Annotated in this window: 19 protein-coding genes and 1 pseudogene; 8 read left to right on the top strand and 12 right to left on the bottom strand. The window is 72.9% G+C overall.

Annotated elements, in window-relative coordinates:
* Nucleotides 1-843, top strand: an 843-nt coding sequence (locus VG276_11155; protein ID HEV8649934.1) for an SDR family oxidoreductase, incomplete at its 5' end; no start/stop codon positions are given.
* An 89-nt stretch (nt 844-932) separates the two neighbouring features.
* On the opposite strand, the gene VG276_11150 is transcribed toward VG276_11155, so the two are convergent.
* A complete protein-coding gene (locus tag VG276_11150) occupies nt 933-1763 on the bottom strand; it encodes a methyltransferase domain-containing protein (protein ID HEV8649933.1) in 831 nt (276 codons plus the stop codon).
* A 147-nt stretch (nt 1764-1910) separates the two neighbouring features.
* A complete protein-coding gene (locus VG276_11145) occupies nt 1911-2381 on the bottom strand; it encodes a response regulator (GenBank protein ID HEV8649932.1) in 471 nt (156 codons plus the stop codon).
* A gap of 272 nt (nt 2382-2653) precedes the next feature.
* Between VG276_11145 and VG276_11140 the strand changes: the two are divergent.
* Nucleotides 2654-2758, top strand: a pseudogene (locus VG276_11140) (DNA-binding response regulator).
* 93 nt (nt 2759-2851) lie between these two features.
* Here VG276_11140 and VG276_11135 read toward each other — a convergent pair.
* The 5 genes from VG276_11135 to VG276_11115 form a co-directional block, all read right to left on the bottom strand.
* A complete protein-coding gene (locus tag VG276_11135) occupies nt 2852-3013 on the bottom strand; it encodes a hypothetical protein (GenBank protein ID HEV8649931.1) in 162 nt (53 codons plus the stop codon).
* A 50-nt stretch (nt 3014-3063) separates the two neighbouring features.
* Nucleotides 3064-3255, bottom strand: a complete 192-nt coding sequence (locus VG276_11130) for a hypothetical protein (protein HEV8649930.1) — start codon at nt 3253-3255, stop codon at nt 3064-3066.
* A gap of 176 nt (nt 3256-3431) precedes the next feature.
* Nucleotides 3432-3824: a hypothetical protein gene (locus VG276_11125; GenBank protein ID HEV8649929.1), complete on the bottom strand. Its 393-nt coding sequence runs from the start codon at nt 3822-3824 to the stop codon at nt 3432-3434.
* A 52-nt stretch (nt 3825-3876) separates the two neighbouring features.
* Complete coding sequence (locus VG276_11120) at nt 3877-4803, bottom strand: hypothetical protein (GenBank protein ID HEV8649928.1); 927 nt, start codon at nt 4801-4803, stop codon at nt 3877-3879.
* A 10-nt stretch (nt 4804-4813) separates the two neighbouring features.
* Nucleotides 4814-5839, bottom strand: a complete 1026-nt coding sequence (locus VG276_11115; GenBank protein HEV8649927.1) for a helix-turn-helix transcriptional regulator — start codon at nt 5837-5839, stop codon at nt 4814-4816.
* Between the two features lie 204 nt (nt 5840-6043).
* On the opposite strand from VG276_11115, the gene VG276_11110 reads away from it, so the two are divergent.
* The 5 genes from VG276_11110 (at nt 6044) to VG276_11090 (ending at nt 10789) form a co-directional block, all read left to right on the top strand.
* The gene (locus VG276_11110; protein ID HEV8649926.1) at nt 6044-6403 is read left to right on the top strand and encodes a hypothetical protein; all 360 of its coding nucleotides are present in this window, start codon (nt 6044-6046) and stop codon (nt 6401-6403) included.
* Nucleotides 6404-7041: 638 nt separating this feature from the next.
* On the top strand, nt 7042-7290 hold the full coding sequence (locus VG276_11105; protein HEV8649925.1) for an RNA-directed DNA polymerase: 249 nt from the start codon (nt 7042-7044) through the stop codon (nt 7288-7290).
* 463 nt (nt 7291-7753) lie between these two features.
* On the top strand, nt 7754-8650 hold the full coding sequence (locus VG276_11100; protein ID HEV8649924.1) for a CoA-transferase: 897 nt from the start codon (nt 7754-7756) through the stop codon (nt 8648-8650).
* Between the two features lie 92 nt (nt 8651-8742).
* A complete protein-coding gene (locus VG276_11095) occupies nt 8743-9483 on the top strand; it encodes a CoA-transferase (protein ID HEV8649923.1) in 741 nt (246 codons plus the stop codon).
* Nucleotides 9473-10789, top strand: a complete 1317-nt coding sequence (locus VG276_11090; protein HEV8649922.1) for an aminotransferase class III-fold pyridoxal phosphate-dependent enzyme — start codon at nt 9473-9475, stop codon at nt 10787-10789. The genes VG276_11095 and VG276_11090 overlap by 11 nt, the downstream gene beginning before the upstream one ends.
* Before the next feature lie 57 nt (nt 10790-10846).
* Here VG276_11090 and VG276_11085 read toward each other — a convergent pair whose 3' ends face one another.
* The 5 genes from VG276_11085 to VG276_11065 form a co-directional block, all read right to left on the bottom strand.
* Nucleotides 10847-11245, bottom strand: coding sequence for an NfeD family protein (locus VG276_11085; GenBank protein HEV8649921.1), 399 nt, complete (start codon nt 11243-11245; stop codon nt 10847-10849).
* Between the two features lie 108 nt (nt 11246-11353).
* Entirely contained in the window at nt 11354-12511 is a 1158-nt protein-coding gene (locus tag VG276_11080; protein ID HEV8649920.1) for an aminotransferase class V-fold PLP-dependent enzyme, read from the bottom strand.
* Between the two features lie 350 nt (nt 12512-12861).
* Nucleotides 12862-13110 carry a PGPGW domain-containing protein gene (locus VG276_11075; protein HEV8649919.1) on the bottom strand — a complete coding sequence of 83 codons (249 nt, stop codon included), beginning with the start codon at nt 13108-13110 and terminating at the stop codon, nt 12862-12864.
* A 4-nt stretch (nt 13111-13114) separates the two neighbouring features.
* Nucleotides 13115-14314, bottom strand: coding sequence for a site-2 protease family protein (locus VG276_11070; protein ID HEV8649918.1), 1200 nt, complete (start codon nt 14312-14314; stop codon nt 13115-13117).
* Between the two features lie 221 nt (nt 14315-14535).
* A complete protein-coding gene (locus tag VG276_11065; GenBank protein HEV8649917.1) occupies nt 14536-15111 on the bottom strand; it encodes a sigma-70 family RNA polymerase sigma factor in 576 nt (191 codons plus the stop codon).
* Between the two features lie 382 nt (nt 15112-15493).
* Between VG276_11065 and VG276_11060 the strand changes: the two genes are divergently transcribed.
* Entirely contained in the window at nt 15494-16951 is a 1458-nt protein-coding gene (locus tag VG276_11060) for a Dyp-type peroxidase (protein HEV8649916.1), read from the top strand.
* Nucleotides 16952-17026: the final 75 nt, after the last annotated feature.

Below are 17026 nucleotides of genomic sequence, written 5' to 3'. Positions count from 1 at the left end.
ACGTGTGGGTGCACCACCGGCTCCGCGAGCGGCCGTGACGGCCCAGGGACAAGGCAGGTCGCCATGCAGCTGGAGGGGCACGTCGCCATCGTCACCGGCGCCGGGCGTGGCATCGGCCGCGAGACCGCGCGGGTCCTCGCTGAGGAGGGCGCGAGCGTGATGGTCGCGTCGCGCACCGCGTCCGAGCTCGACGAGCTGGTGGGCGCGCTGACAGCACGCGGTCTGCGGGTCGCCGCCCGTCCCTGCGACGTGTCGCACGCCCCGTCGGCGCGATCCCTGGTGCGCTGGACGTCCGAGCAGCTGGGCCACCCCGACATCCTCGTCTGCTCGCACGGCGTGGGCGCCGAACGGCCGTTCCTCGAGCTCACCGAGGAACAGTGGCACGAGACCCTGGCCATCAACCTCACCGGGTGCTTCCTGGTCGGGCAGGCGGCGGCGCGCGCCATGGTGGCCGCGCGCCGGCCAGGACGGATCGTGTTCGTCTCCGCCACCAACGCGCTCGCGTCCGAGCCGCGCGTGAGCGACTACGACGCCAGCAAGGCGGGGCTGCACGGGCTCACCCGCTCGATGGCCCTAGAGCTGGGGCCGCACGGCATCACCGTCAACGCGGTCGCGCCGGGCTGGGTCCGCACCCCCCTCACCGAGCCCTTCCTCACCGACGACCTCCTCTCGGGCCGGCAGGTCGTGAACCCCGTGGGACGGATCGGGGAGCCGGTCGACATCGCCAGGGCGGTGGCCTGGCTGGTCCATCCTTCGAGCTCGTACGTGAACGGCTCGGTGGTGGTGGTCGACGGCGGCCAGGCAGCCATGCTGCCACTGCCTTGGAGCGCCGAGCCGGCGTAACCCACGCCCGGGTGGCAGGATGGGCGGCAGCCTCGGGGTGGCAGGATGGGCGGCAGCCTCGGGGCGGCCCCGTCGCGGGAGGACCTCGGTCAGGGTCGGGCGCAGATCACCGCGTAGTCGTTGACGCTGAACAGGAACGCGCCGCGCGCATCGAGCCGGCGAAGGCCAGCCAGCCAGCCGTCCAGCTCGGCCTGGTCGACCTGGTCGCTTGCCCGCAGCGCCGCAGTCAGGTTGTGGGCGTACCCGTAGCCGAGCTCGCCGGGCTGGAACCGCCGGCTCAGGTTGACCCTGGCCTGCACGTCTTCCACCTCCAGCTGGGAGCGCCCGACGATGTCGACGAGCCGCCGGCCGATGGTGCCGTCGACGGTGTCCATCCAGTCCTGCTGGGTGTCGCAGTAGACCCGGACGAGCCGGCGGGTCAGCTCGAGGTCCTCGGAGGCGAAGACGAGCGTGTCGAAGTCGGAGTGGCTGAGGACGAAGCGGCCGCCAGGGCGCACGATCCGACAGGCTTCGGCGACCAGGGCGTCGGGGTCGCGCAGGCACTCCAGGACGTTGTGGCAGAGCGCCCGGTCGACGCTCGCGCTGGCCAATGGCACCCGGCTGGCAAGATCGGCCTGAACCAGCAGCCGCGGCCCGCTGGGCAGTCGACCCAGCGTCCGCTCGGCGGCGCGCAAGGCGGCGGCGCTGACGTCCAGCCCGAGAAGCTCGAGGTCTGCCTCAGGCAGCCTGCCCGCGATCATCTCGAGGGTCGATCCGGTGCCGCAACCGAGGTCGACGATGCGCTCGCCAGGTGCGGCGCCGAGCAGGTCGGCCAGCCAGCCGAGCCGAGCCGGCACCACCGGCTCGATCATCTGCTCGACCTCGCCGGCGCGGTGGGCGGCCGACGGCCCGCTCGGCGGCGGCTCGGTCACCCCTGCCATGCCCAGGCACCTCCCGTGCGGCTGCGGCGTGCGAGCGCAGGCGCCGCCAGCGGGCGGGCTGAGCACCTGCTCAGCAGTCCTGTCCGTAACCTGACGGGAAGGCCCTGGTCGCTGGCCCGGGCTACGGGCAGCACCTCTGGTGACCTGCTAGGCGCCCGTGCCGTCGGCGCGGCGCTCCAGGCCCACCTTGAGCTGCCAGGCCTGCAGGACGACGTCGCGGACCAGGGCCGGCCCGGTCCCCTTGACCAGGTAGGCGTAGGCGCCGGCGACCCGGGCGCTGTGCTCCCACTCGTCGTAGGCGGTGAGGATCAGGACCTGGGTGAGCGGCAGCGCCTGCTTGATCTGGCGGGTGGCCGCGATCCCGTCCATCACCGGCATGCGAAGGTCCATCAGCACCACGTCAGGCGCCAGCTCGGTGGCCCGGGACACCCCGGCGGCGCCGTCGGCCGCCTCGCCGACGATCTCGATCCCCTCGTCCTCGAGCAGCTCGCGCAGGCCCTGACGGACCTCGGCGCAGTCGTCGACCAGCAGCACCCGGGGTACCGCGGCGCCTGGCCCGGAGCCTGTGCCCGCGTCCGCGTCCGCCCGCGGGGCGCCCGCATGGGATGCCGCGTCCACCACCCCCTCACCAGCCGACTCCCGTGCGGGACTCTAGCCCCTTTCGGCCGTGGAGCACCAGACGGCCCGTCCCGGGGGCACGTCCCAACTGTATGAACGACTGCGCGGCTCACCGCCCAGATCCCGCTGGCCAGCACCCGTGGCGGGACGCGGACGCCGGTAGCTCCGACAGCGCTGTCTGGCAGGAGCGGCTGCCACCGGTCAGACCGTGGTCGGATAGGGCTGACCACCGCCTGCGGTGAGCCTGCGGGCCGGGACCCAGGCGCCGGTGAACCGTCGAATCCCACATCCGCAGCATCCTGATCAAGCTCGACCTTGCAGCCACCGATGACGACCACCGCCGGGTGCTGGCCGTCCTCACCTACCTTCGCTCCTGAGCCAACGCCAACCTGTCCAGCATCACTGCTGCTCAGGAACGCCGCCGCCGGGCGTGTTGGACCTTGGGGAGCTCGAGCGCACCCGGGCTGGTCCTATGTGGAGCCTCCGCCGGTCACGGCGGCGCCCTGTTCGGCGGCGGCGGAGGTCAACAGTGCCGCCTGCTGCCACATCGCCACCCCCAGGGCGATCAGCACTGGCAGGAACAGCAGGAACCCCAGCAGCACGGCGAGGAAGGCCGCCTCGGCAGCCAGCATGAGGAGGTCCCTACGAGCAGCAGCGCGCTCACCGCGCAGGCCCAGCCGACTCAGCGCGCGTAGACGCCCCCGGCCAGGATCGCCGCCGCCAGCGTCGCCAGGTACAGGCCCATCGCCATGAACGCGCCGAAGAAGAAGGCGTCGGTGGTCTGGCTGGCGGCGGCGAAGGCGGCAAGGGCGACGTTCGACCCGGTGCCCCGGCCGACGGCCGTGCCGACGCCGACCACGACCGCTGGGTACACCGCCCTGATGACGCGAGCAGGCCACCCAGCACGATCGCCTTACCGATGACGACGTCGATGTCGTACAGCCGACAGCCGATAGCGCAGCACCGCGATCGCCGCGCCTATGGGGATCTCCGCCAACGACGCCAGGAACAGGTCGCCGCTGGCGGCGTGCCCGACCAGGCCGGTCAGCTCTAGGACATCCGCAAGGCCGACCCGACCCCGGCTAGCGCCAGCCACTTGAGCTGGCGGCGCTGCACCCCGCCGGCGCGGCGGAACCGGATGACCAGCGAGGCGACCGCGGCGACAACCGTCAGGCCGAGCAGCGGGCTGCCGACCCCCTCGGCGGCTCGCAGGAACCCGCCGCTGCCGCGCAGCCCGAACGGGTTGGCGATCGCTGGCACCTCCGCCAGCGGACCTGGCATCAACGCCCTCGCGGCCAAGGTCAACGCCGAGCCGAGGGCGGCGAGCCCGAGCACGACTCGCCAGCGCGGGCCCGGCACCCGCCCGTCGGGAAACAGCAGGAAGAACAGCACCTGGATGCCGAGGGCCGGGATCCACACCCAGTTCAGGACCCAGGCCGCCAACGCCCCGCCGGGCAGAGGGTTAGACAGGTGCGACTTTGACGCCACGCAGAGATTAGAGGAGTGGACCCGCTTGGCTCACGAGCGCTGATGCATCATCGCTTGCCGCCGTGCGTGGAAATCGTCGGCCGTGCGGATCGGCGGTCTCGGCAGCGCGCAATGCGGCGAGGCACTTGGCGGGGCCGTCCCTCACCAGTGCGGCCATGAGATCGGCCCATGATGCGTAGAGACCAAACACGGCTACCGTGCGCTCGAAGCCGTCACTGAGCAACGCGAACCTTCGTACCTCACCAGGGCCTGTACCGATAGAGCGACTGCCCGTGACGCTGTGGTAGGCGGCGGTCGGGTCGTTGCTGGCGATCCAATAGCCGTCTTCAGCATTGCGTAGCGCCCGTTCGGTTTCCACAAGGGAGGCAAGCATCTCGCGGTATCGTGGGCTGTGGTAACCTCCGCCGTTGCGTAGGTGTACGCGGAGCCGCTCACGTAAATCGGGCGCGATCTGCGCCAAACGGCGGTCGCTTTGATGAGTGACGCCCTGGTCGGTTTCCAGTAGCAGAGCAGTATCGCCCAGCAGGAGATAATCGAGCGCGTTACCCCTGCGTCGGACCAATGCGACCGTTGCGGAAGGGCCAAGAACGCTACGAGCCTTTCCGGCTGGGCATGCGGCCTCATGCTCGGCGGTTACCGAGCTGATAGCTGCCGCGACTGCGGGCGGAAGGTCGATGGCTTGGTCTGCGAGGGCGGCGGCGATGCCGGCGCTCAACCGACCGACGTACCAGCCCGCGTCGCGGTCACAGCATGAGGGTAGGCCGGGCGGAACGCTGGAGCCGTCGAGCACCCAGGCGGCCGAGCCCACGGCGGCGACAAGATCCTCATTGTTGGTCTTTCCCGGCCGTGGCACGGTAGCGAAGGCCACGTGTGTCGTGCCCGCCGGAATGCCGTTCCCCAGTTCCGCTTCGACCTGCTGGGTGGCTCCTAGCATTTCGCTCCGTTCAGTGCGTTCTTGGTGCAATGAGTGCTTCACTGGAGAGAATGCGAAGCGGTGTTCGCGTGAACGTGCATGAGACTACCATCGAGAAGGGTTCACTACCTACCGCCTGATGGAGTTGGCGTAGGTTGCTCGGCTTGGTGAGGAAGTCTACGGCGCCCCGAGAGCCAACGGCGTGAACACCGGCGATCAGTAGGAACGGGCGTCGATCATCGGGCCGGTGGAGGCGAGCGACATACGCGAGATCCTGATTCGCAGGGAAGTCAAGGTCGAGCGGTGATCCCAAGCTGTTCCCAGTGTTTCGCTCAGTCAATCGCCATCGGCCATTTTCGTCAGGGACGAAGGAAAAATGTGGGTCGCAGGCGATGATGTCTGCGATGACCTGTGAGCATTTCGGGCCGCAGATGACACAGAGCGCGGCATAGCTCAAGTCGATTTCACCCGTCGGAGAGACGTAGTGGAAGGCTGGTTCGAGTACGAGCCTACGCAAGAACTGCGCGAGGGCGTCTGCTGCCTCGAAATCCTCTTGGGTAATTACGTACCGGCCAGTCCCGAGGGTCCGCAGTGGCATGGTGATGGTAGGTCGCGTACCACCGAAGAAGCTGGTCGCCGTGTGCCGGTCGATGAGGTTCTCAGATGACGTTCCGGGCTCGGCGCTCCCGCTGGCCTGGTCGACCGTCCCGTCCTGTGACGGCACGAGTCGAAGTCCTCGACGGCTCCTGGATACGCTGTTGGAGCGGCGATCTCGCGTCCGCCGCTGTCGCTGCTGTGCACGTTCGATGACGACCTCTTGGTAGATGGCCAGCAGGCGGCCATCGGCTTTGAGGGCCCCATCGCAGCGTCGTACGAACTCCTCGGAGGCGGATGCCTTGCCGAGTTCCACCTGGGCCAGATGCGTGCGCGAGAAGAGGATCATCTCGGCGAGTTCTTCTTGGATTATGCCTAGCTCTTCCCGCCGTTGCCGGACTGCGGCGCCGAGCCGGGCAGCTTGCGAGGCTGACGGGTCCAGAGGCTTCGGCGGGCGGGCCATGACGCTCTCCCCAGGTTTGTTTGTTGGTTGGCAACCTATCGGGGTTTGTCGCCATCGACAACCTCCCTGAACAGGCGTTTCCATGCCGCAGTACTCGGCGGACGGCGTGGCCGACGGGTCGAGGGTCCGGGCCTGGCTGCGGTGGGATTGCCTCCTGCCAGGTCCGGCCGGCCAGCTACCGGTGAACGAGGAGGAACGGGAGTTGTGCTCGATGCGGCCAGCGTGCTCGTTGGGGCCATGCTGGGCGCGCTGGTGCTGGGGCTGGCGTCAGCCGTGACCCTGGACCGCGACATCGAGGCGGCCGAGCGGGCGCTGCGGTGGTTGGCTGAGCGCGAGCAGGAGATCGAGCGGCGTGTTCCTGCGCCTCGCACGGTGGAGGGCGGCCAGCGCGCGGACGCTGCGGCTGATGCGGTCGTTGCACGGCGCGTCGCCACCCGGGGCGGGCGGCATGCCGCGACCCAGGGTGGACGCCGGTCGGCGGGTGGCCTCCGGCATCTGAAACGCCGGATGGCCGGGGCGGGCGCGTGGCTGTTGGCCGGGGTGTGGCCGCGTGGAGGCCGCTGACTGTGAGGGCGTGGCCGGATCGTGGTCGCGGTTGGGCCGCTCGCCCGCTGCCAGCGCGGCGGGGCGGGCTGGAGCGGGATGGCAGGTCGCCCGGGCGATCCAAATCGCCGAGGTGTTCGGCCCGGCGGGGTGCCGCCCGCCGGGCTGGGACCGGGGGAGGTCTCGGCGGCGCGGTGGGAACTGGCGCTCGGCGCTGTGGGTGGAGGCGGTCGCGCTGGGGTTGCCGGTGCCTTCGGAGGTGCCCGCCGCGATCCACGCCCTGTGGGCGTGGTCACGGGAGCTGGCCGTACCGTAGCCGCTGGTCGTCAGGCTGGGGAGCGCCAACCCCGAGGGCGAGGTGACGGCTCCCTCAACCTCGGCTGCTCCCCACGGTGGAAGCGTCCTCGGTCTCCACGCGGACCAGGGACGCTTCCCCCGCAGGAGGAGGACACTCTTTCGATGGCCGTATCCTACGCCGCGGCCACCCTCGACCAAATCGATGTTGCGTTCGACGATCCCCACGCGGTCGCCAGCGCCGCCGGTTCTGCTTCCAGGTCACGCTGCGGCGCGATGAAGGCAGGAAACCGCTGGTCGCCCGCTTCGGCGGCATCCCGCTCCAACGCCAGCGCACCGCCGTCATCACCGATCGCACGCCGGTCATGGCCACCACCCGGCGCAACGAGCTGCTCCACCGGCTCCTCGCCGGACGGTGTGAGCTGTGCGAGGGACGCACCGGACTGCAAGTCCACCACGTCCGCAAACTCGCCGGTCTCAACAAGCCAGGACGGCTGGAACGGCCGTCGTGGGTGCGCCTGATGGCCATGCGCAAGCGCAAGACCCTCGTGGTCTGCGACCGCTGCCACCAGGACATCCACGCAGGACGGGCCACAGCCACCACCCGGAACTGAGCACCGGAGAGCCGTGTGCGGGGAAAGCTCGCCAGCACGGTTCGGGAAGGGGCCGACGGAACAGGACCCCAACCACGGGCACCACGTCGGCGGCCTACTTCACTCTGAGCAGGGCGGGGCCCGGTGACGGGCCCTGCCTATCCGACCGCCCACATTGACCTGACCGTCACCCTGGTCGGCGACCAGCACGACGGTTCGTATGTTTCGGGCGTGCCCTGCCTACGTCCCGCCTGCGGCGGGTGGGGCGTCCCCGCGTCCCGCGCCGCGGCAGGCCAGGCCCACCCACGTCCCTGCGTCCCCGCCCGCGGCGGGTCGGGCTACGGTAGTCGGGCGTACGGTATCGTGTCCCGGCCGGTGCCAGCGGCGGGCGCGGCCTGGTGACCGACGGAGCGGAGCGGCATGAGGGGTGAGGGCGTTGGCGGTTGAGCCGCGCGCGGCCTCCGCGGGCGGCAAGGTGACCACCATGGCCGACGCCGTCCGGGAGTTGGTGCGCGACGGCGACACGCTGGCCATCGAGGGGTTCACCCACCTCATCTCGTTCGCGGCCGGCCACGAGGTGATCCGCCAGCGCAAGCGCGACCTCGTCCTGTGCCGGCTCACCCCCGACGTGGTCTACGACCAGATGGTCGGCGCCGGGGTCGCCCGCAAGCTGGTGTTCTCCTGGCTCGGCAACCCGGGCGTGGGGTCGCTGCACGCGATCCGGCGCCGGGTCGAGCAGGCCGACCCGGCCCCGCTCGAGCTCGAGGAGTACTCCCACTTCGGCATGGTCGGCCGCTATACCGCGGGCGCGGCGAACCTGCCGTTCTACCCGCTGCGGTCCTACTTCGAGACCGACCTGCCCGCTGTGAACCCGAACATCCGGCCGGTCGCCTCACCGTTCGGCGGGGAGACGGTGTACGCGGTGCCGCCGCTCACCCCCGACGTGACCATTGTCCACGCCCAGCGGGCCGACGCTGGCGGCAACGCCCAGGTCTGGGGCCTGACCGGCTGCCAGAAGGAGGCGGCGTTCGCCGCCAGGCGGGTCATCGTGGTGGTCGAGGAGCTGGTGGGGGAGGAGGTGGTGCGCGCCGACCCCAACCGGACCCTCGTCCCGGGCATGAAGGTCGACGCCGTGGTCGTCTGCCCCCGGGGCGCCCACCCCTCCTACGCGCAGGGCTACTACGACCGCGACAACCGCTTCTACCTGGAGTGGGACCGGATCAGCCGCGACCCCGAGCTGCTCGAGGCATGGCTGAAGGAGTGGGTCCACGGCACCGCGACCCACGCCGAGTACGTCGACAAGCTCGGCGAGGCGCGCTGGCGGGAGCTCACCCCCGGCCCGGCCCTGGCCGGCCCCGTCGACTACGGGGACTACCGGTGAGCGGCGCGGGCGGCGGCAGCGGGGGACCACCGGTAAGCGGCGCGGGCGGCGGCAGCGTCGGAGCACCGGGATCTGGCTGGTCGCGGTCGGAGATGCTGGTCGTGGCGGGGGCGCGCGCGCTGGCCGGCCGGCGCGTCTGCTTCGTGGGCATTGGGCTGCCCAACATCGCGGTCGCGCTCGCCCAGCGGACCGTCGCGCCCGATGTCGAGCTGGTCTACGAGTCGGGGGTGTACGGCGCCCGGCCCGCCCGCCTGCCGCTGTCCATCGGCGACCCCTGCCTGGTCACCGGCGCCACCGCGGCGATGAGCATGGTGGAGCTGTTCCAGTACTACCTTCAGGGCGGGCTGATCGACGTCGGGTTCCTCGGCGCGGCCCAGCTCGACCGGTACGGCAACATCAACACCACCGTGATCGGCCCCTACGACCACCCCAAGGTGCGCCTGCCCGGCTCCGGCGGGGCGTGCGAGATCGCCATCAACGCGCGCGAGGTGTTCGTGCTGATGCGCCAGTCGGCCCGCTCGTTCGTGGAGCGGGTCGACTTCCAGACCAGCCCAGGCAACCTCGGCGGGGCCGCCCTGCGGGCCGCCCAGGGCTGGCAGGGCCGGGGGCCGTCGGTGGTGGTGACCGACCTTGGGACCTACCGGTTCGACGCCGACACCGGCGAGATGGTCCTGGCCACCGTGCATCCTGGGGTCACCGTCGACGAGGTGCGGGCGGCGACCGGCTGGGACGTGCGGGTGGCCGGCGACCTGGCCACCACGCCCGCCCCGACCGGCGAGGAGCTCCGCCTGATCCGCGAGGAGCTCGACCCCCAGCGCATCTATGTCAAGTAGCCACGTCTTCCATCGGGTCCCGGGCGGCCTGCCGCGAGTGGCCCGGGCCAGGGGCGCGCAGGTGTGGGACGCCGACGGCCGTCGCTACCTCGACGGGGCCGGCGGCGCGGTCGTGGTCGGCGTCGGCCACGGCGACGAGCGGGTCGTCGAGGCGATCCGCACGCAGGCGCTCGCGGTCGCCTACGCCCACGGCACGATGTTCACCTCCGACGCGCTCGAGGCCTACGCCGCCGAGTTGGCCGAGGTGGTCCCGGTCGACGACGCCCGCGTCTACCCGGTGTCAGGGGGGAGCGAGGCGATCGAGACCGCGCTGAAGATGGCCCGCGCCTACCACCTGGCCCGAGGCGAGGACCGCCACAAGGTGATCGCGCGGTGGGGCTCCTACCACGGCAACACCCGGGGCGCCCTGGACGTGTCCGGGCGGGAGCCGCTGCGCCGCCCCTACCTGCCCTGGCTCGGGCAGGCCAGCCACACGCTGGCCGCCTACGAGTACCGCTGCCCGTTCCCGGACACCCATCCCGACGGCTGCGGGCGGCGCTACGCCGACGCCCTCGAGGCCGCCATCGTGCGGGCCGGGCCGGGGACAGTGGCCGCGTTCGTGGCCGAACCGGTCGCCGGTGCCGCGCTGGGGGCGGCGGTGCCGCCCGACGACTACTGGCCGGCTGTGGCCGAGGTGTGCCGGCGTCACGGCGTGCTGCTCGTCGCCGACGAGGTGATGACCGGGTTCGGCCGCACCGGCCGCTGGTTCGGCTGCGACCACTGGGGCGTCCGTCCCGACGTCCTGGCAGCCGCCAAGGGCGCTGCGTCGGGCTACTGGCCGCTCGGGCTGGCGGTGGCCAGCGGCCCGGTCCACGACACCATCGCCGGGACCGGGTTCACCCACGGCCTCACCTACTCCCACCACGTGGTCGGGGCGGCCGCCGGCCGGGAGGTGCTGCGCATCCTGCGCCAGGACGGGCTCGTGGAGGCGGCCGCCGGCAAGGGCAAGCGGCTCCTGGCCGAGCTCGAGGCACGGCTCGCCGGCCATCAGCGGGTCGGGGACGTGCGCGGCCTCGGGCTCATGGTCGCCGTCGAGCTGGTCGCCGACCGGGCCAGCCGCGCGCCGTTCCCGCGCTCGGCGCAGGTCGCCGAGCGGGTCGTGGCCGCAGCCCGCGACCGGGGCCTGTTGCTGTACTCCTCGACCGGCTGCGCCGACGGCACCGAGGGCGACCTCGTCATGCTCGGCCCGCCGTTGGTGGCCACCGACGCCGAGGTCGAGGAGATGGCCGCCACGACCGCCGCCGCGGTCCAGGCGACCACCGGGTGATCCGAACGCCGCCGGGCTGCGCACCCAGCCGGGGCCTGCGCACCCCCACCGGAGGGCTCACCACCAGCGGGCCCGGAGGGCGGTGATGACCGCGCCGCCACCCTCCTCCTCCCACTCCTCCGGCGCGACGAGCAGCTCGAGGCCCTCCACGGCCAGCACCCGGACCGTCTGGTCGGCCCGCATCGGCCCGCTGTTGCTGCGCGCCCGCCACAGCGCACCGTCCAGCAGCACCCAGCCGGTCCGGCCGACCGCCCGCCGGACGGTGGCCCGCCGGCCGACCAGCCCCTCGGCGCCGAGGATGCTGGGGGCGCGCCAGGCCCGCCAGGCCCGCCACCCCAGCCAGGCCAGCCCGGTGAACAGGCACAGCCCCATGGCCAGCGCTCCGGTGAGCATCACGGTCTGGTCGAACGTGTGGATGAGGCCCGCCGCTACGCCGGTCGCGATGGTCACGTCCATGCCGCGCTCCTCTCCTGATCGCCTTGCCACACAATCGTGACGTGCCGGGCCGCGTTGTTCTGTGCGCTCGGACACACCCCTGGTGTCGCCTCGGCGACACCAGGGGTGTCAGCCCGCGCTGGGGGAGGGGGCGACGGCGTCGGCGAGCCAGTCGGCGACCTCGACCGGGGTGGTGGCGTGCGGGGCCAGGCGCACCCACCCGCCCCGTTCGGAGACCACCAGGCCAGCTGCGGCGAGCCGGGCGACCAGCTCGGCCGGGTCCCACCCGGGGACCCGGAACGACAGGATGCCAGCCCGCTCCGCAGGCGTCCGCCAGGGCGCCAGCACCTCGGCACCGGCCCAGCGGACCGCCAGCTCCAGGGCGCGGACGCGGTGGGCGATGGCCGCCTCGATCGCGGCGATGCCGGTCTCTTCGACCAGCTCCAGCGCGGCCGCCAAGGCGCTGGCGGCGAAGGGGTTGAAGACCGTGAGCGAGAACCGCTCGGCCCCGGCGAGCGCCGGCTGGGGGGTCGGGTGGGCCAGCTCGAACGTGTCCTCGACGCCGGTCCAGCCGGACAGGACCGGCTGGAGGCGGTCGAGGGCCCGCGCCGAGCAGGCGAGCAGCGCGCTGCCGAACCCTGCACGCAGCCACTTCTGCCCACCGGACACGAGCACGTCGGCGGGCTCGAGGGTGGTCCGCACCGCGCCGAGTCCCTGGATCGCGTCCACGACCAGGAGGGCATCGCCGGCCGCCTCGCGCAGCGTGTCGAGGTTGGGCCGGAAGCCGGTCTGGTGGTCGACCTGGCTCACCACGACGGCGGTCGTCTGCCGGTCGACCAGCTCGGCCACCCGGTCGGCGGTGACCCGCCCGTCTGGGGCGGCGAGCCAGCGCACCTCCCCGCCGCGGACGGCGACCGCCCGGACCCATGGGTAGCGGTTGGCCGGGAACTCGCCCGCCGGCACCACCACGTTGCCGGCGGGCAGGCCGAGCGCGGCGGCGAACAGTCCCGCGCTGGTCGACGGGATCAGGGTCACCTGGTCCAGGCAGGTCCCGAGCAGGCGCGCGGCCCGCTGCCTGGCCGCTGCCGTGCCCGCGTCCATCTGGTCGAGGGTCCCCGGCTGGGCCGCGTGCACCCGCCCGGCCGCCGCGGCCAGGGCGGCCACCACCCGGCGGGAGGGCGGGCCGACCCGGGCGAAGTCGAGGTAGCCGGGCGGCTCGCCGAACTCGGCCAGGTAGCCGCCAGGCATCGTCCCAGGCCGGCCGGGCGGGTCAGCCACGGCTGCCACCGATGAGCACGCACTGCTTCGAGGCCGCCGTGCAGTCCGACACCCGGGGCACCCCCTCGGTCCACCCTTGCACCCTGAACCCTACCGCGACCGGGGGACAGCCGGCGCGGGCGCGGGGGGCGCCAGGGGAAATCCTCTGGCAGACCCACGGAGAAGCTCTGGCAGACCACGGACGGGTCGGCGAGCAGGTAGCCGATGCGCACGCCTGGCAGACCCACGGGGGAAGCTCTGCCAGACCCACGGGGGAAGGTTTGGCAGAGCCAGGCGGATGCTCTGACAGAGCCAGGGGGAATGCTCTGGCAAAACCAGGGGGAATCCGCTGGCACAGCGGTCACCGGGTCGCCGCGCCGCTACCGGCGGCGCACCCGGTCGCTCATCCGGCGGGCCTGCCCGCGGGCGAGCACGAGCAGGCGGCGGGCCCAGGCGAACTCGGTGGCCAGCAGCGCGAGCCCTGCGATGATGACGAGCAGGCCCGGGCCGGGCAGGAACAGGAGCACGATCCCCACGATGACCAGCGAGAAGCCGACGACGGTGACGCTCACCAGCCTCGCGCCCTTGACCAGGGCCCGGCCGATGGTCGAACCCGGTCTCGTGGTCAACGGCTCATCTCCCGACCGGTTCCGGCCCGGGGTCTGGCAACGATGCGCCGGCCCGGGCCGTCGACCCGGCCCGGGCCAGGTCGTCGGCGGACACGACGCCGACCAGGCGGCCGTCTTCGCCCACCACCAGCGCGGCGCCCTGCCTGCGCTGGGCCAGGCGCCGGAGCAGCTCCACCACCGGCTCGCCCGGGCCGCTGGTCACCACCGCGGCCGCCGGCGTGGCTACGGCGCCCACGCGGACCGCCGGCCGCAGCTCGGGCGGCACCCGCAGCAACGCGGCCAGGGTGACCAGCCCGGCCGGACGACCGTCGAAGTCCTGCAGCGGGAACGCGCGCAGGCGGTGGCGCACGGCGTGGCCGCCCAGGAACGCCTCGACCGTGAACCAGGCCGGTCCCAGCGGCGGGTCGGGGAGCATCACGTCGCTGGCCCGCAGGTGCCCGAGCCCGCGCTCGAGCTCCGCCTGCCCGCCCTCGGCCCGCGCCGCGGTGAAGACGAACCAGCCGACCAGGGCGTTCCAGATCCCGCTGGCGCTCCCGAGGGCCAGCTGGACCACTCCGAGCGCCACCAGCCCGAGGCCGATGACCCGCCCGGCGGTGGCCGCGGTCACCGCGGCGCGCGCGGGATCGCCGTGCCGGCGCCACAGCAGGGCGCGCAGGATCCGCCCGCCGTCGAGCGGGGCGCCCGGGAGCAGGTTGAACACGGCCAGCACGGCGTTCATCCCGGCCAGCCAGAGCGCGACCGCGGCGGGCAGCCCGCCCAGGCCGACAACGGGCAGGGCGGCTGACGCCAGCCCGAACCCGAAGGCGAGCACGAGGCTGGTGAGCGGTCCGACCGCGGCGATGCGCAGCGCCGTGCTGGGGTTGGGCGCATCGCCGTGGATGCGGGCCACCCCGCCGAAGATCCACAGGGTGATGTCCTGCACCTTCAGCCCGGCCTGCCTGGCCACGAGCGCGTGGCCGAGCTCGTGAGCCAGCACCGAGGCCAGGAACAACCCGCCGGTGACCAGGCCGGCGACCCAGTAGGCGGGGCCGGCGTACCCGGGGAAGGCAGCCGGGAGCACGCCGGCCGCCAGCGACCAGCCGATCAGCGCGGTGACGGCGGCGGCGCCCCAGCCGACCCTGACCCGGAACCCGGCGATGCCGAAGCCCGGCCCTGGGCCTGGACCCGGGCGCGCGGTGGTGGCGGAGGTGGTGTGACGGTCCATCGACTAGTCCCTTCGGCTCAACTGGCTGCCGGCTGCAGCGCCGAAGGTCTCTCCCGCCCCGGAGGGCCGGCGCACCGGGCCGAGGCCGTGATGACGACGCGCCGTGAACGCTGGGGTACTCCCCTTCACCCATGATGGTAGCGTCACGGCCGTCAGGCTGCCGTAAGGAAGTCCTGCAGCAGGGCCACCGGACCAGGACCCGGCCTGGCGGCGCGAGCGGGTCACTGCACGGAAGCGCCCGGGGTGGGCACGATGCCGGCGAGCCGTGTGCTGTGCCGCAACCGCTCCAGGCAGCGTGCGCGGGTCGGGCCGATGCTGCCGACCGGCATGCCGAGGGCCGCGCTCACCTGCTCGTAGGTCGGCACCGGGTCGGCGGTGAGCACGCGCAGCAGCCGCTGGCAGCGGGACGGCAGCTCCTCGAGGGCGGCCCGCAGCAGGGCCACACGCTCGGCCGCGAGCACGTCGTCCTCGGGCGTGGGCAGCAGCGGCTCGCGGACCTGCAGGCCGGTCTCGTCGTCGGTGAGCACGTGACGGTGGTCGCGGCTGAGGGTGCGCAGGCACTCCCGGCGCGCGGTGGTCGCCAGCCACGCGCCGACGTGCTCAGGCTCGCGGATCCTCCCGAGGTTCTGTACGAGGTTGAGCCAGGTCGTCTGGATGACGTCGGCGGCGTCGGCCTCGCGCAGCCGGTGTGCCCGCGCCACCGCCCACAGCATCCCGGTGAACCGCTCGACGAGCGCGTCCCAGGCCCGCTGGTCTCCTGCGGCGGCGGCCCGGACGAGATCGCCGGTCTCCTCCATCAGCTGCACTCCCTTCGAGAGAGCCGGTCGAGAAGGCACAGTAGAGGCAGAGTCGTCGTAAGAGCATCGTAAGTCGTGAGAGCATCGTAAGGGGTATGGTCCAGGGCATAAGCTCCAGGACATGAAGCTCAGGGCATGGTCGTCCGAGTTCAGGGCACAGTCGTCCGAGTTGAGGGAACGGTCGTCCGAGTTCCAGGGCATGGTTCCAGGGCATGGTCGTCCCCGCCCAGCGTAGCGGGGAACGCGCGGCGGTTCGTTCGCGGACCCGACACCGGCACTGTCACGCCCCCCACGACACTCCGGCGGATTGACGGCGATACCCGACGGATTAGGATGCAGGCGCCGCAAGCCGACAAACCCCGCGAGGCGGAGGGCGGAGCCCATGACGACGAGCCATACCCTCACGCTGAGGCGCTCGAGCACCATCCAGGGCAACGTCCTGGCCGGCTTCAACAAGCCCCACCAGGCGTTCGTGTTCCTCACCTTCCCGGGGCGCGAGCCCGCCCGCCGGTGGCTGGCCGGGCTCGCCCCCCAGGTCACCTCGACCACCGAGGTGACCGACTTCCGGGCCGAGCGTCGCGCCGCCGCGCCGGGCCGGGCGCCGTCCGCGGTCTGGGTGAACCTGAGCTTGACCGCCTCGGGGTTGCGGATCCTGCTGGACCTGGGCCGCAACCCCGGCCTCGCGGCCGACCTGCGGAGCTACCCGGCGTTCTGGGCGGGCCCGTCGGGCATCCGCCCCGACGAGCAGTCCCGGCCCACCTACGCCCTGCTCGGCGACGTGGGCGGCGACGGGCCCAGGAACTGGGTGGTCGGGGGGCCGAACACGCCTGCGGTCGACGCGCTGCTGACCGTCGCGGCCGACGACCCCGGGGACCTCGGCGACAGGCTCGGGGACCTCCGCGAGGCTGCCGGGGCCCTGCGGGTCACCGTGGCGCGGGAGCAGCACGGGCGCAAGCTCGTGGACCCCGCGGGCCAGATCACCAGCCGGGAGCCGTTCGGGTTCGCAGACGGCATCTCGCAGCCGGGCGTCCGGGGCTTCACCCGGGCGACCGTCCGGGACGGACATGCAGAGGACGCCAAGCATCCCGGCTCCCGGATCGTCGCCGCCGGCGAGTTCGTGCTCGGCCTCGAGCGCGAGCCGGAGGCGCCGGCAGACGCGCCCGACGGCCCGCCCGAGCCCCCGGCCTGGATGCACGGCGGGTCGTTCCAGGTGTTCCGCCGCCTGGCCCAGGACGTGGCCGGCTGGCAGGCGCACATGCGCGAGCTCGCCAAGCGGCACTTCCCGGCCGGGCCGGACGACGTCGTGGCCGCCAAGGCGGTCGGGCGCTGGCCCGACGGCACCCCCCTGGCCCTGCGGCCGCAGGCGCCCGGCAACGACCCGCGCAACGACTTCGGCTACGCCGACGACCCCGAGGGGTTCAAGACCCCCCGCTTCGCCCACATCCGCAAGACCAACCCGCGCGACGACGCGCCCGGCGCCCATGCCCGCCGGATCCTGCGGCGCGGCATCCCCTTCGACGACCCTCCCGAGCGCGGGCTGCTGTTCAACGCCTACATGGCCAGCATCAAGCGCCAGTTCGAGTTCCTGCAGTGGCGGTGGGCCAACGAGCCGACGTTCCCCTCGGACAAGCTGGACCAGCCCGGCCCGCTGACCCGCGACGGGGCCGACCCGTTGATCAGCCCCGGCGCGGGACCCTGCGTGCTCCGCCGCCAGGGTCCGCCGCCCGATCGGCTCGAGCTCGACCTGCGCCGCTTCGTGCGCACCACCGGCGCGGTGTACGCGTTCGCGCCCTCGATCCCGGCCCTCGCGTGGCTCGCCGAGGGCGCACCCCCGCCATAGGCCAGGAGTGCGCACCCCGCCATGAGGCAGAACGCTGCTCGGGCATCGGCGTCGCGTGCCAGCACGCCGGGCGGG

It is taken from the genome of Actinomycetes bacterium, from assembly GCA_036000965.1.
Classification (GTDB): domain Bacteria; phylum Actinomycetota; class CALGFH01; order CALGFH01; family CALGFH01; genus DASYUT01.
The sequence above is the reverse complement of the archived record's forward strand: the minus strand, read 5'-3'. Positions and strand labels throughout refer to the sequence as shown.